A 12,539-nucleotide genomic window follows, 5' to 3' on the forward strand; every position below is an offset into this window, starting at 1 on the left:
GCGACAAACCATGCCAGGCCGAGTGCGGCGATCACGATCAGCGTGGCGATCAAGATCTGCCCGCCTCGCAGCCGCGACCGCTGACGAGGCGCGGCACCAATCCTCGTTGCTCCCGACATCGCCTCAGCATAGGAACGTCCCGCTGATCCGAGAAACTCGTGTTCCCGATCGTTATGCGAAGCGCGCCGGGGTCGGCAGGACGACGAGCTCGCCGACACGGAATGGGGTACGGGACTTGAACCCGTTACTCCCTCGACCGCTTGCCGGCCCGCGAGCGCGCACGTCTGCCAAGCACGTCCTGAGTAGGCTGACCGCGTGAGCGCCGCCGCAGAGGTGAAAACTGATCACGGCTCGCGTGGCACGCGGATAGCCTTCTGGATCGTGGCGTCGCTTGGCGTCATCGCGTCGGCCGTCGCGTGGGTCTGGTACGGACTCGCACAGTTCGAAGCGCAGACGGAACAGCCCAAGGCTTTATCTGCTGGCACGACGATGGCAGGTTTTGCGGAGGTCATCGGCGGCGTTCCGCTCGTCCTTGCCCACCTGATCGGGCTCATCCTCCTGTTGCTCCTGGGATGGTGGAGTTACGGGAAGCGCGGCATTCCCGCTGCGATCCTCGCGGTGATTGTTGCTTCCGGGGCAGGGATCATCGCCGCCCAGATTCTCTGGGGTGGGGAGCTGTTCCAACTCGGGATCAATAACAACACCTACATCCCCTAACAGGGGATCGCGGCAGGCCCCTCCCCGGATTTCGCGTCGCTTGTCTCAGCGCTCGAATCGCGGTGGCTTAGCGTACGCGTTCCCGCCCGATCTCAGCCGCTGCCAGCATCCCGGCCGAGACGAGCGTCGCGATGCCGATGCCTGGCTGGAGCGCCGTCCCGACGATCGTCAGGCCGATCCCGCACCACAGTGCGACCGATGACCATCGGTGCAACGTCAGGGCGCCGACGGCTCCGACAACCAAGCCGATCGCGCACAGGATAATGCCGGGCATCACGGCCGTAACCCACAGACCCCATCCCGTTTCGCCGGCTGGCCGGGACCCGGAGTATGCGGTCGCGGCATAGTACGTCCACCATCCGATCCACCCAATCGAGATCGCGGCCAACACCAGAAACACACGACCGCGCGAGGGCCTCGCCACCGCGACCAGCAGCCCGGCCACCACCAGCAGAGCCGACATGCCGCCGAGCCCCACAGCCGCCCCGAGGTAGCCGATGCCGTCGGCGCACACCCACGTGCCCTCCGGCCCCCACTCCCCGCCGATACCCCACGAACAGTTGAAGCGCAGCGTCTCTCGAACGAGGCCAAGTGTCCGCGACCCGAGAAGGAGAGCCAGGATGCCGCCGAGCAAGACCGCCACCGCGGCTCCCGGGTCGCGCACACTCCGGGCTTCCGTCGGGTTCGAGCGGGCATCATCCATCGAATGGGCCGTCACCTTCCCGACGCTATCCTCCGCACCGCGCCCATGTCGCGCAGATCGCAAAGGGTCCCCTCGCGGGCTCATCCGTCCTCGTGTGTTTGGTTGGAGTCACGCCCTCAGCTTCTGGCACATTGAGCATATGAACGCGTACCGGCAACCGCTCCCAGCTCGCAGCGGCACGCGGCCCACCGGCCCCTGGCATGGACGCGATCAGCGATGAACATGAGAACTCCGGTGGTGGCTGTCAGTGCAGCTACGTCCACAGCGCATCAGTTTGACCGTTGGGTGGGCCACTTCGCCAGCAACCGTGCCCGGCACGAGGCGATCGAGGCCAGCGTGGACTGGGACTCGGCTGCAGATCTCGCCGATGATGTCCGGACTGCGATCGTTCACTCGTTCCAGAGGTTCGAGCTGGGCGAGGGTGGCGACGGACAGCACCTGTTGCGCAAGGCCTCGGGATGCAGCGCGGCGCAACAGGAAGCGCTCCGCATGCTCGTCGTGGAGGAGCAACTGCACTCTGAGCTGTTCGAACGTGGTCTGCGGCACCTGGGCGCGGCCCCGCTGCCGGCTCACTGGTCGGACCGAACGTTCACGCATTTGCGGCGGCTGCTCGGTCTGCGAACCGAGCTGGCCCTGTTCTTGGCAGCGGAGGCCGTTGCCATGCCGTATTTCGTCATGCTCGCGCGTTCCGGCCCGGACGAGGTCGTCCGGGCGATTGGGAGGAGGATTGCACTCGACGAGGAGCACCACCTGGCATTCCAGATCGATCAACTCAGGGTCGGATTCGCCTCAACGCCCACCGCGGCACGCGGGTTGGTCTTCGTGGCGTGGTGGAGCGTCGCGGTAGGAGCCGCGACGGTGGTGGCAATCGACCATCGGGCGGCGCTGCGCGCCTGCGGCCTCAGCCCTGGCTCGTACTGGGGCTTTGCGTTGCGATCATTCCGACGCGCCGCAGCAGCCGCGCTCACATCGCGAAGGCCCTGATCGTTTGCCATTCGGGCACTCGCAAGCCGGTCGTCAAACGGGCGCTCCCTGCGCGCTGTGAAGCCGCGTGGCGTGGTTCCTCGATGGGGAGCGGGGCGATTCAACGGCCGGGGAGCCGAAGCCTCACTCTGCGGGATGGGCCCCGGCTTGTTCGTGCGCGAGGCGGCGATGCCGCTCTCGAGCGAAATCCTGTGCGCGAGGGCCCGCGCCGAGCGCGCGCTGCGATACCGCGAGCACGATGCGAGTCGCCGTCACGACGGGCAGGACGGTGCGACGCACCCCGAGCAATTTGCGGTACGGCCGCGGCAGGCTCGCGACAGCGGCGGCGAACAGCACGCGATAGGCAAGTCGCATCGAGCCGGTGAAGGGCACGTCACGCAAGAACCGCACGACCTCGTCGACGCGCTCGTCGCGGCGGAGCTCTGCACGGTCGAGGAACCCCTGCAGCCTCTCCCTCAGGTCGGCCTCGGTCTCGGGCGGATTCTCCACATGCATGAGACGCCCAGCGGTCGCCCACTCGCGCACGTATCCGTCGGCACCTCCAGGGATCGGACCGCCCCACCGCTCGTGCGCGCCCAGAAACGCGTCTGCGAAGGCGAGGTGCACCCATTCCACGAGACGGGCGTCCGACGCCGAGTAGGCATGAGCCCCGGCATCCGTCGCGTAGGTTCCCGCTACGCGCTCGTGCAGCCGGCCCACGCGCGCCGTCTCCTGCTTCGCCTGCGTCGTCGAGCCGTACGTGACGCAGATGATCCACCGCACGGTGCCCGTCAGTCGGCCTAGTGGATCCTCTCGGTAGCGCGAGAAGTCGTGAACGCCGGCCATCGCGCCGGGGTGGAGGGCTTGGATGAGCAGCGCCCGGATGCCGGCGACGAAGGTCGCGGTGCCGGCGTGGACCGTCCAGACCGCGCCCCCGTCGGGAAAGTACCCGTCGTCGTCGCCCTCGGCGAGCTCACGCACCCACCGGGGCGTGCCGTCCGGATCGCCCGAAAGCGCCGTGAGCAGCCGCGCGCGGAGAGAGGGACCCTTCATGGCTCCAGCGTGCCACGCCCGCTGGAAGACCGGCGCAGGGAGGGCCCATCTCGAGCCCACGAGGGGTTCTGGCGCGCGCCGTGCCTCTGGCGAGCAAGGCGATTTCAACGCCCCACGACGAGCGCACGTATGACCCGCGCGAGCGAATGCTCAATGAACGAGCGGCAACTGCAACCCTCGACGTCGACCTACCTCGCGTGGCGGGCCCGCGGCAAGCGATCGGCCCGTCGCCCGGAACAGATCAAGAGCATGAGGCCGAGCGAGGCCATGCAGCCCACCCGCCGGGGGCGTTGCGGAGTATCGGCCGAGCCGCCTTGACGCGTGCCGCGGGAAGGTCCTGCGCGCGGGACTCCCCACTCCGCCCGCTCCCGTCGGGGTAGGTGAAGCTGTGCGCCACCAAGGGACGGATGCCGCCCTTGATGCTCTCGCGATAGTGCCCGGTGACGACGGCGAGCACTTGTCGTTCGAGGTCGTCGGCTTCCCCCTCCCAAGTCGAGTCACAGGCGTCGCAGCCGCAGACCGGGTAATGGAAGTCGTTGAGCAGCCCGGCGTGCATGTAGATCCCCGGGTACGCGGTGAAGACCAACGTCAGGGATGCGGCCGCCGGATCATTCGGTCGGATCCGCACTGCGCGCACCACGTCGTGGTACGCGGGGTGAAGCAGATCCGCCGCCGTCTCCACGCCTTCATCGACTTCGACGTCGTAGGTTTCACGGAGGTGCGCGATGAGGGCGTCCGCGACGGCGTGCAGCGGCGCGAACCTCTCCGGGTGCGTGTCCACCGAGTAGGTGTCCTCGGGAGGTGACCCGCCCCACCGGTTCCCGTACTCGATGACCTCACCGTCGGCGTCGCGGAACACCGGCCCATCGATCGAGGGACGCACGTAGGAACTCACCCCGTCATCCTGCCGCACCGCGTCCGCCGGGGGCGACGTCGGCGAGAGCCGTGACGCCACCGGTCGCGCCGAGTGCGAAGGGGAGATTCTCTAGGACGTGTGCTGCGGGGGCCAGACCACCTGGAAGCGCTCGAAGACGATCTCTTCGTCCTCCGACCACTCGCGCCCTTGTGCCTGTGCAACGCGCGTCCAATATCGACGGTGCTCACGCTGCCAGTTCGCCAGGCTCAGGTCATCCTCGCCCTCATCCGCAGCGAACGCGGCGTCCGCGCTTGCGAACGGACCGAGGCGCAGCTCCACAGTCCGAATGATGATCCTGGGCACACCACGCCCGTCGCAGGCGATCCAGTGCGACCCGACGCGGGGAATGTCATCGCCACGGGCGATGTAGTCTGCGACGAGTTCTGAGGTCGCCCTCTTGCGTCCGCTGAGCACATGCGTCAAGAGTTCGTCGGCCAGTCTCTCCGAGTCGCCGAAGTGCTCGATCGTGTATTCGGAGCACACCGAAACCGCCTCGGGGTGCGCCGCGGCATACTCCTGCCACATTCGTCGTCCGGCGTGAATGTCAACCGGGGCGGCAGGTGATGAGGTCACAGTCCATTGTGCCAAGTGCGGAGGCTTGCGCCCCATACGACGGGAACGCCCCCATCGTCCGTGCCGCAGTCGCGGAGCTACTCGCCGAGAGCTGCGAGCAGGAGCCGCACCGCTTTCGGTCCGACGCCGTGCAGCGTCGCAAGGTAGTCGATCCCGGCTTTCTCGACGTCATCCAGGTCCTCCACCCGCGCCTCCGCTAGCGCTCTCGCGGCTGGTGCGCCGATGTTCGGCAGGGGGCGGGGAGCGTTCATGCCTCGCAGAATACGTCGTGCACCCTGCGCAGCGGTCACTCGAGTCGGGTCCGCCTGGCCATACATCGTCTCGCGCTGCCTGGGCGGCGGCTCCGCCACGGCGATCACAGCTCCGCGGGCAGGGGGCTGATGGCCGTCACCGCACTGCTGCGGAGCTGGGTGAGCAGCGTGTCGAAGCGCGTGGTGCCGATGGCGGCGTGCGCGCCGGGCAGGAGCGTGCGCGTCCCGATGCGTCCCCCGAAGTAGCGCGCACGGTGATCCGCCAGGACGAGGCGGGAGTCGTTGCGTGCCACGAGCGCTCGCCGCACGAAGTCATCGAGAGGGAAGCGCTCGGGCCCTGCGATCTCGACGTCGTCGTTCATGGGCGGGGCGAGGATGGTGCGCACGAGTGCGTCCGCGACGTCGTCCGCGGCGATCGGCTGGACCAGTGAGCGCGGAAGTCGCACGGAGCCGCCGGCCGTGGCTGCGTCGGCGATCCCGCCCACGAACTCGAAGAACTGCGTGGCGTGCACGAGCGTGTAAGGCATGCCGGATCCGCGGATCAGGCGTTCTTGCATCGCCTTCGCCGCGTAGTAGGGGATGTCGGGGTGACGGCGGGTCCCGACGATCGTGAGCGCGACATGATGACCAACGCCCGCGCTCCGACCCTCACGGAGGAGGTTGGTCGTGGATCGCCGGAAGAAGGCGTCGGCCGCAGCCGGCTCGGAAGCGGGCGGGCGGGTCACGTCCACGACGACATCCGCGCCGCTCAGCGCTTCCCCCATCCCGGCCCCCGATGCCGAGTCCACGCCCGTCGATCGTGCGGCGACGACGACGTCGTGCCCGAGGAGCTTCGCGGCGACACGGGAGCCGATCCGGCCCGTTCCGCCCACGAGGACGATTCTCATCATTCTGCTCCTTCTGCTGAGTGGGCGGCGCCGGCGGAAGAGCCGGCGCCGCCCACGGGTTCAGACGGTCGCGGCTGCCACGCGAGCGGTGAGGGAGGCCCTGCTCGCGGCGGCGATCGTGTCGGCAACGGCCGCGGGCTGAGACACCGAGACGGCATGCGACGCGCCGGCGATCTTGCGTGTCTCCCGGGCACCAGCGCGTGCTGCTCCCGCGCGATGCACGGCGGCGGGGATGTTCCGGTCCAGCTCGCCGAAGACGTGCCAGGACGGGATGTCCCGCCACGCGGGCCGATCGGTCGGGAGGCCCTCGGTGAGGGCGGCCTGCGTCACCGGCCGCTGCGTCGCCGCCATCAGCGTCGCCTGCGCCGGCGGCACATCGGCGGCGAACTGCTGGGCGAAGATATCCTGCCGGATGACGAACTCGTCGCCGCCGCTGCGGACGGGATACGCGTCCAGCGCGTCGCCGAGGGTGCTTCCCGGTTCGCTCGCCGACAGTTCGAAGGCGCTCTGCCCGGTGTCGGGCACGAAGGCGGCGACGTACACCAGCGCCACGACGGCGTCGTTGCGCGAGGCCGCCTCGGTGATCACCATCCCGGCGTAGGAGTGGCCCACGAGGATGACGGGTCCGCCGATCGAGGCGATGACGTCGCGGACGTAGGCGGCGTCGCCGGCGAGGCTCCGCAGCGGATTGGCCACGGCGACGACGGCGAGGCCGTGACCCTGCAGTTGTGCGATGACGTCGTTCCACGAGGCCGACTCGGCGAAGGCGCCGTGGACGAGGACGATCGTGGGCTGGGGCTCGGTCATTGTTCTGTTCCTTTTCGTGGGAGAGGGATGCGGATGATCAGCGCGAGGCGAATGCCGTGCGCAGGGCGGAGACGGCCTGATCGATCGCGGCCGTGCTCGCGGCGGTGCGGCGCACCGGGTTGAGCATCATGAAGTCGTGCAGGGTCGCGTCGTAGCGGACGAGGGTGGTGCGGACGCCGGCCTGGATGAGCTTCCGCCCGTAGGCTTCGCCCTCATCGCGCAGGACATCGTTCTCGTCGACGATGAGCAGCGTCTCCGGGAGCCCGGTGAGTTCCTCGGGGTCGGCTCGCAGCGGGGAGGCCGTGGACTCTGCACGGCGCGAAGTGTCGGGCAGGTAGCAGTCCCAGAACCACGCCATGGCCTTCGCCGTGAGGTGCGGGCCGTCGGCGAATTCGCGGTAGCTCTCGGTGTTCTGCGCCGCATCCGTGACCGGGTAGTAGAGCGACTGATGGATGAACGACACGTCGCCGCGCTTGCGGGCGAGGATCGCGAGCGCGGCAGCCATGTTGCCCCCGACCGAATCGCCGGCGACGGCGACGCGCCGCGTATCCAGGCCCTTCTCGACCCCATGGCGGACGATCCAGCGGGCGGTGGCGTAGGCCTGCTCGATGGCGACGGGGTAGCGCGCCTCGGGGGAGCGGTCGTACTCGACGAAGACGATGGCCGCGTCGGCTCCGACCGCGAGCTCGCGCACGAGGCGGTCGTGCGTGCCGGCGTTGCCGAGCACCCACCCGCCCCCGTGCACGTACAGCAGGACGGGGAGGGGCTCGTGCGCTCCGGGAGGCGTGACGACGCGTACGCGCACGTCCCCGACGTCGGCGGGCACGGTGATCCATTCCTCGTCGACGTCGGGCTTGTCGACGGGTTCGGCCTGCACGCTGTCGAGCAGGGCGCGCGCGCCGTCGACGCCGAGGTCGGCGAGGCGGGGAGGCGTGGCGGCGGCGTCCGCGAACGCCTGGGCGTCGGGTTCCAGGACGGGTTCGGGCATGGTGTTCCTCTCATGTCGATCGGCCGAAGCCGGGGCGGGCTGTTGAGAGTTATGACCGGCCGCAGCGGCCACGTGTGACCGACGCCGCGGATTCCGCCCCATCCGGCGCCGGTCGGGGGTAGCCCCGGCGTGTCGTGTCACAACGTGACGTGCTGTCCGGTCAACCGGTCCAGGGGCGCCGATGGTGCGTGCCGGGAACGCAGTGAGGAGCGGAGTGCGAATGGACGCCATGGGAGGAAGAGAGGTGCAGGCGATGACCGACCCGCGCACGCCGACAGAGGTCTTCGGCGCCGAGCGACGACGGCTCTTCGGTATCGCCTATCGGATGCTGGGGACCGTCGCGGATGCGGAGGACATCCTGCAGGAGGTGTGGATCCGGTGGGAGCACAGCGACCATGCCGTCGTGCGGGAACCTGCCGCCTTTCTCACGACGGTGACCACGCGGCTCTGCATCAACGAGATGCAGTCCGCGCGCGCTCGCCGGGAGATCTACATCGGCCCGTGGCTTCCCGAGCCGGTCAACACCGAAGACGACCCCGCGCTCGGCGCCGAGCGTGGGGAGGCCCTGCAGTTCGCTGTGCTTCTGCTGCTCGAGAATCTGACCCCGACCGAGCGGGCGGCGTACGTGCTGCGGGAAGCCCTGGACTACCCGTACGACAAGATCGCGGAGATCGTCCGATCGAGCGTCACGAGCGCGCGTCAGCTCGTCAGCCGCGCTCGCCGCCACCTGGCCGAGGGTCGGCGCATCCCTGCACCCGCTCCGGATCAGCGACGACTCCTCGAAGCGTTCCTCACGGCCGCGCGAGGGGGCGACGTCGCGGCCCTGGAGGAGCTGTTCATCGAGGACGTCGTCAGCTACACCGACGGCAATGGCGTCAAGCTCGCCGCGCGCATTCCCGTGCACGGCCGCGGACGCGTGGCGAAATTCGTCGCGGCGTTCTCGAGTCATTTCTGGACGGGCAAGACGATCGGCTGGGTGCAGGTCAACGGCCAGCCCGCCGCGACGCTTTCCGAGGGGGGAGAGGTCACCACGATCGTCACGATCACGTCGGCCGCCGACGGCATCGCGCAGCTTCTCTGGGTGATGAGCCCTGACAAGCTGCGACACGTCGTTCCGGCGGGGGGATGACGACCCCGCTGGGGTCGGCGTGGGCACGGAGCGTGTGGGGGAGGTCCGCGCGCCGCCGCTCTGCACTCGACGCTCTCCGTGATGCCGTCGCCGACGGCCGTGCGGAGGTCGTGGCGGAGACGCTGCACAGGGCGGTGACCCTCGTCGTGGACGGGGGTGGACGCGTGTCAGCACCCTTGGCACCGGTGCGCGGCCGCCATGCCGCCGCGGCCGCTCTCGTGGATGTGCTGCCGCGCGACGCGGGCACCGCGGCGACGGTGGCCTCCGTCAACGGCGCTCCGGCGCTCGTCGTCCGGCGCGGCGCGGAGGTGGTCGCCGTGGTCGTGACGGCGCTTCGGGGGCGTCGGATCGCCATGATGTGGGTGGTCGTGAACCCCGACAAGCTCGTGCACTGGAACAGATCCTCGTGACGTCACACATCGGCCACTCCCGCGGTCATGACTTGCGAGGCGCCGCTGGGGCGCCACGGAACGGAGAGGCAAGGACATGGCAAAGATCGTGGTCATCGGCGGCACGGGTCTGATCGGCTCGAAGGTCGTCGCGAAGCTCAGGGAGCACGGGCACGAGGCCGTGGCTGCGGCGCCCAGCACCGGCGTGGACAGTCTGACCGGAGAGGGATTGTCCGAGGCCATGGCCGGCTCCCAGGTCGTCGTGGACGTCTCCAACTCGCCCTCCTTCGAGGAGAACGCCGTGATGGAGTTCTTCACCACGTCGACCACCAACCTCCTCGCAGCCGAAGCGGCGGCGGGCGTCGGTCACCACGTCGCTCTCACGATCGTCGGCACCGACCGGCCGCAGAACATTCCCTACTTCCGCGCGAAGAGCGCGCAGGAGAAGCTCATCCGAGACTCAGGGATCCCGTACTCCCTCGTGCACGCCACCCAGTTCTTCGAGTTCCTGGGAGCCATCGCCGACATCTCGATGGACGGCGACCAGACCGTGCACCTGCCCGGCGCACTCATGCAGCCGATCGCTGCGGAGGATGTCGCGACGGCGGTCGCGCGCACTGCGGCGGGCGCACCGGTCAACGGCGACATCGAGATCGCCGGCCCCGAGCAGTTCACGATGGACGAGTTCGTGCGCCGGGGCCTCGCCTTCCGGAACGACCCGCGGCAGGTGGTGCAGGATCCTGATGCGACGTACTACGGGGCGCACATCGAGGAGCGGACCCTCGTACCCGTGGACGGAGCGCAGATCTTCGCCACGCGCCTGGACGAGTGGCTGCCCGCAAACCCGCCCCGTCGGTAGCCTCACTGCGGGGCGCCCGCACAGGCGCCCCGCAGCATCCGGAGCGAGCATGCCGGGGCCTCACGCGGCCGCGCGGCGCAGCGGCTCCAGCTTGTCCGGCGCCATCACCCACAGGACATGCGACACATGCTCCTCCCGCGCCGCGATCGTGAGGAGCGCGAACACCGACCCCTCGCGACGGAGAAGGGCCGATTCCCGTCCGTTGGCCTCGACGAGTTCCACCTCCACGTCGCCCCAGAACCACGTGGACACCCCGTGGAGGAACCGCACCAGCGTGTCCCGGCCGACGATCGGCCGGCGGGCCGTGCGGTGCACTGCGCCCCCGCCGTCGGTGTAGCTCACCGCATCCTCGGCCAGCAGGCTCTCCAGACGTGCACGATCGCCGCCGCGGGCGGCGGCGAGGAACACCCGGAACAGGCGGCGGTGTCTCTCGCCGTCGACGCTGTGCGTGCGGGCGGCCTCGAGGTGTGTGCGCGCGCGGCTCACCAACTGGCGGGCGTGGACGTCGGTGACGCCGAGGATCTCCGCGATCTGCCCATAGGGGTAGTCGAAGGCCTGGCGCAGGGTGAACGCCGCGCGTTCGGGCGGCGTCAGCCGCTCCATGAGGAGCAGGACGGCCAGACTCAGCGCCTCGTCGCGCTCAGCCCCGAGGGTCGGATCGCTCGAGGTGTCGACGGGAGTCGGGAGCCAGGGGCCGATGTAGGTCTCCCGTTGCGCGTGCGCGCTGCGCAGTTCGTTGATCGCCAGGCGCGTGGTCACCGTGGTCAGGAACGCTGCGGTGTTCCTGACCACGCCACGGTCGCAGCCCTGCCAGCGGATCCAGGTCTCCTGGACGACGTCCTCCGCGTCGGGCGCGGACCCGAGGATCCGGTAGGCGATTCCGAACAGCCGTCGTCGTTCGGCGTCGAAGACCGTCACAGCGTCGTCGCCGGCGATGTGGGTGCTCATGTCACCTCCGCTGCCTGAACCGGCCGACACGCTACTCCGCCCTGTCTCCGCGCGGAAGCCGCCGTCGCGCCCGGCCCCCGTCAGCGCGAACCGACGAGGCGCCCCTGCTGCTGCCAGTCCTCGAACCGCGTCGCGGCGAGATGCGCGCCCGGGCCGGGGAGGAGATCGCGACGGGACAGCTGGGCACCGAAGTACGTGCCCAGCGGATCGGCGACCACCTCGCGGTCGTCCCGCCGCCACCTCATTTCACGCACGGCGAGATCGCGCAGCTCGAAGACCTCGGGCCCGGCGTGCTCGACGATGCCGCGGCGCGGCTCGGCCTCCGCGGCGGCCGCCACCGCCGCCGCGACGTCATCCGCGGCCATCGGCCGGATGAGCGCGTCGGCCACCCGCGCGACTCCACCGTGCATGGCGGAGTCGGTGATGCTGCGGACGAACTCGAAGAACTGCGTCGCGTGGACGAGCGTGTACGGCCGCGCCGATGTCGTCACGAGCTTCTCCTGATCTGCTTTCGCCTGGAAGTACCCGCCCTGAGCACGCGCGAGCCTGTCGGTGTTCACGACCGACAGGGTGACGTTGTGACGGACTCCGTGCGCAGCACCGAAGGTGAGCAGGTTCAAGGTCGAGGCGTAGAAGAACTCGCGGGCGGCGGCCTCGTCGGTGTACGACGAGTTGGATACATCGACGATCACCTCTGCGCCCTCCAGCGCGTCGTCGAGTCCTTCGCCGGTGTACGAGTCCACCCCGGTCGACCGCGCTGCCGCGATCACGTCATGGCCTCGCGATCTGAGCAGTGCCGTTGTGCGGGCGCCGATCAACCCCGTGCCTCCGACGACGACGATCTTCATGTCACGGTCTCCGATCCGGCCCACAGCGGGGCCTCTGCCAGGAATGACCGCCGAGAGAGCCGATCTGTGACACCGTCGCGAATCGGTGGACGCTGTCGGTCTCGCCTGAGCGCGCGCGTCGTGACCACCGTCACCGCAACCCCGGGGCTCGCCTCGGTTGGCTGACGCAGCGTCCGCGCGTAGCGGCCGGGACGCGGGATAATCGATGCATGTCCTCCTACGTGGAACGCCGCACCAACCCGGCGGCCTGGGCCGCGTTCTGGTTCGCTCTGGCCGGCCTCGTCCTCATGCCGATCCCGCTGTTCATCGGGCTGATCCTCGGTGGCGGCCTCTCGATCGTCGCCGCGATCCTTGCCGTGATCGCGCTTCTCAAGGGGCTCGCGCGCAGCGGGACGGGCATCGCGCCGGTCGTGTTCGCGGCGATCTTCGTGGCGCTCACGTGGGGTGGCATCTCGATGGGCGGCGGCATCGTCTGGTAGGTCGTCCGACGGGGTGCTCTCCGCCCCCT

16 protein-coding genes are annotated in these 12,539 nt (G+C 69.4%); 6 read left to right on the plus strand and 10 right to left on the minus strand.

What is annotated here, in order from left to right; genetic code table 11:
* The first annotated feature begins 315 nt into the window (after positions 1–315).
* Positions 316–717, plus strand: coding sequence for a hypothetical protein (locus E4V99_RS12580; RefSeq protein WP_245233180.1), 402 nt, complete (start codon positions 316–318; stop codon positions 715–717).
* Between the two features lie 67 nt (positions 718–784).
* Here E4V99_RS12580 and E4V99_RS12585 read toward each other — a convergent pair whose 3' ends face one another.
* Positions 785–1,435, minus strand: coding sequence for a hypothetical protein (locus E4V99_RS12585; RefSeq protein WP_135117473.1), 651 nt, complete (start codon positions 1,433–1,435; stop codon positions 785–787).
* 201 nt (positions 1,436–1,636) lie between these two features.
* On the opposite strand from E4V99_RS12585, the gene E4V99_RS12590 reads away from it, so the two are divergent.
* The gene (locus E4V99_RS12590; protein WP_135117474.1) at positions 1,637–2,404 is read left to right on the plus strand and encodes a ferritin-like domain-containing protein; all 768 of its coding nucleotides are present in this window, start codon (positions 1,637–1,639) and stop codon (positions 2,402–2,404) included.
* Between the two features lie 123 nt (positions 2,405–2,527).
* Here E4V99_RS12590 and E4V99_RS12595 read toward each other — a convergent pair whose 3' ends face one another.
* The 7 genes from E4V99_RS12595 to E4V99_RS12625 all read right to left on the minus strand — a co-directional run bounded on the left by E4V99_RS12595 (position 2,528) and on the right by E4V99_RS12625 (position 7,858).
* Positions 2,528–3,436 (minus strand): oxygenase MpaB family protein, encoded by a 909-nt coding sequence (locus tag E4V99_RS12595; RefSeq protein ID WP_135117475.1) that lies wholly within the window; start codon positions 3,434–3,436, stop codon positions 2,528–2,530.
* A 241-nt stretch (positions 3,437–3,677) separates the two neighbouring features.
* Positions 3,678–4,331, minus strand: a complete 654-nt coding sequence (locus tag E4V99_RS12600; protein WP_135117476.1) for a DUF6226 family protein — start codon at positions 4,329–4,331, stop codon at positions 3,678–3,680.
* 90 nt (positions 4,332–4,421) lie between these two features.
* Positions 4,422–4,877 carry an ASCH domain-containing protein gene (locus tag E4V99_RS12605; protein ID WP_135117957.1) on the minus strand — a complete coding sequence of 152 codons (456 nt, stop codon included), beginning with the start codon at positions 4,875–4,877 and terminating at the stop codon, positions 4,422–4,424.
* A gap of 125 nt (positions 4,878–5,002) precedes the next feature.
* Entirely contained in the window at positions 5,003–5,176 is a 174-nt protein-coding gene (locus tag E4V99_RS12610; RefSeq protein WP_135117477.1) for a helix-hairpin-helix domain-containing protein, read from the minus strand.
* Positions 5,177–5,280: 104 nt separating this feature from the next.
* On the minus strand, positions 5,281–6,066 hold the full coding sequence (locus E4V99_RS12615; protein WP_245233181.1) for an NAD(P)H-binding protein: 786 nt from the start codon (positions 6,064–6,066) through the stop codon (positions 5,281–5,283).
* A gap of 57 nt (positions 6,067–6,123) precedes the next feature.
* Complete coding sequence (locus tag E4V99_RS12620; RefSeq protein ID WP_135117478.1) at positions 6,124–6,870, minus strand: alpha/beta hydrolase; 747 nt, start codon at positions 6,868–6,870, stop codon at positions 6,124–6,126.
* Between the two features lie 37 nt (positions 6,871–6,907).
* Positions 6,908–7,858, minus strand: coding sequence for an alpha/beta hydrolase (locus E4V99_RS12625; protein ID WP_135117479.1), 951 nt, complete (start codon positions 7,856–7,858; stop codon positions 6,908–6,910).
* Positions 7,859–8,111: 253 nt separating this feature from the next.
* On the opposite strand from E4V99_RS12625, the gene E4V99_RS12630 reads away from it, so the two are divergent.
* The 3 genes from E4V99_RS12630 to E4V99_RS12640 all read left to right on the plus strand — a co-directional run bounded on the left by E4V99_RS12630 (position 8,112) and on the right by E4V99_RS12640 (position 10,235).
* Positions 8,112–8,987, plus strand: a complete 876-nt coding sequence (locus E4V99_RS12630; protein ID WP_135117480.1) for an RNA polymerase sigma-70 factor — start codon at positions 8,112–8,114, stop codon at positions 8,985–8,987.
* A complete protein-coding gene (locus tag E4V99_RS12635; RefSeq protein WP_135117481.1) occupies positions 8,984–9,397 on the plus strand; it encodes a hypothetical protein in 414 nt (137 codons plus the stop codon). Before E4V99_RS12630 ends, E4V99_RS12635 begins: the two co-directional genes overlap by 4 nt.
* A 76-nt stretch (positions 9,398–9,473) precedes the next feature.
* The gene (locus E4V99_RS12640; protein WP_135117482.1) at positions 9,474–10,235 is read left to right on the plus strand and encodes an SDR family oxidoreductase; all 762 of its coding nucleotides are present in this window, start codon (positions 9,474–9,476) and stop codon (positions 10,233–10,235) included.
* Between the two features lie 60 nt (positions 10,236–10,295).
* On the opposite strand, the gene sigJ is transcribed toward E4V99_RS12640, so the two are convergent.
* The gene (gene sigJ, locus E4V99_RS12645; protein ID WP_135117483.1) at positions 10,296–11,183 is read right to left on the minus strand and encodes an RNA polymerase sigma factor SigJ; all 888 of its coding nucleotides are present in this window, start codon (positions 11,181–11,183) and stop codon (positions 10,296–10,298) included.
* Positions 11,184–11,263: 80 nt separating this feature from the next.
* Complete coding sequence (locus E4V99_RS12650; RefSeq protein ID WP_135117484.1) at positions 11,264–12,031, minus strand: NAD-dependent epimerase/dehydratase family protein; 768 nt, start codon at positions 12,029–12,031, stop codon at positions 11,264–11,266.
* A gap of 209 nt (positions 12,032–12,240) precedes the next feature.
* Between E4V99_RS12650 and E4V99_RS12655 the strand changes: the two genes are divergently transcribed.
* Complete coding sequence (locus tag E4V99_RS12655; RefSeq protein ID WP_135067296.1) at positions 12,241–12,510, plus strand: hypothetical protein; 270 nt, start codon at positions 12,241–12,243, stop codon at positions 12,508–12,510.
* The last annotated feature ends 29 nt before the right edge of the window (positions 12,511–12,539 follow it).

Origin of the sequence: Microbacterium sp. dk485, assembly GCF_004570445.1 — a bacterium.
Classification (GTDB): domain Bacteria; phylum Actinomycetota; class Actinomycetes; order Actinomycetales; family Microbacteriaceae; genus Microbacterium; species Microbacterium wangchenii.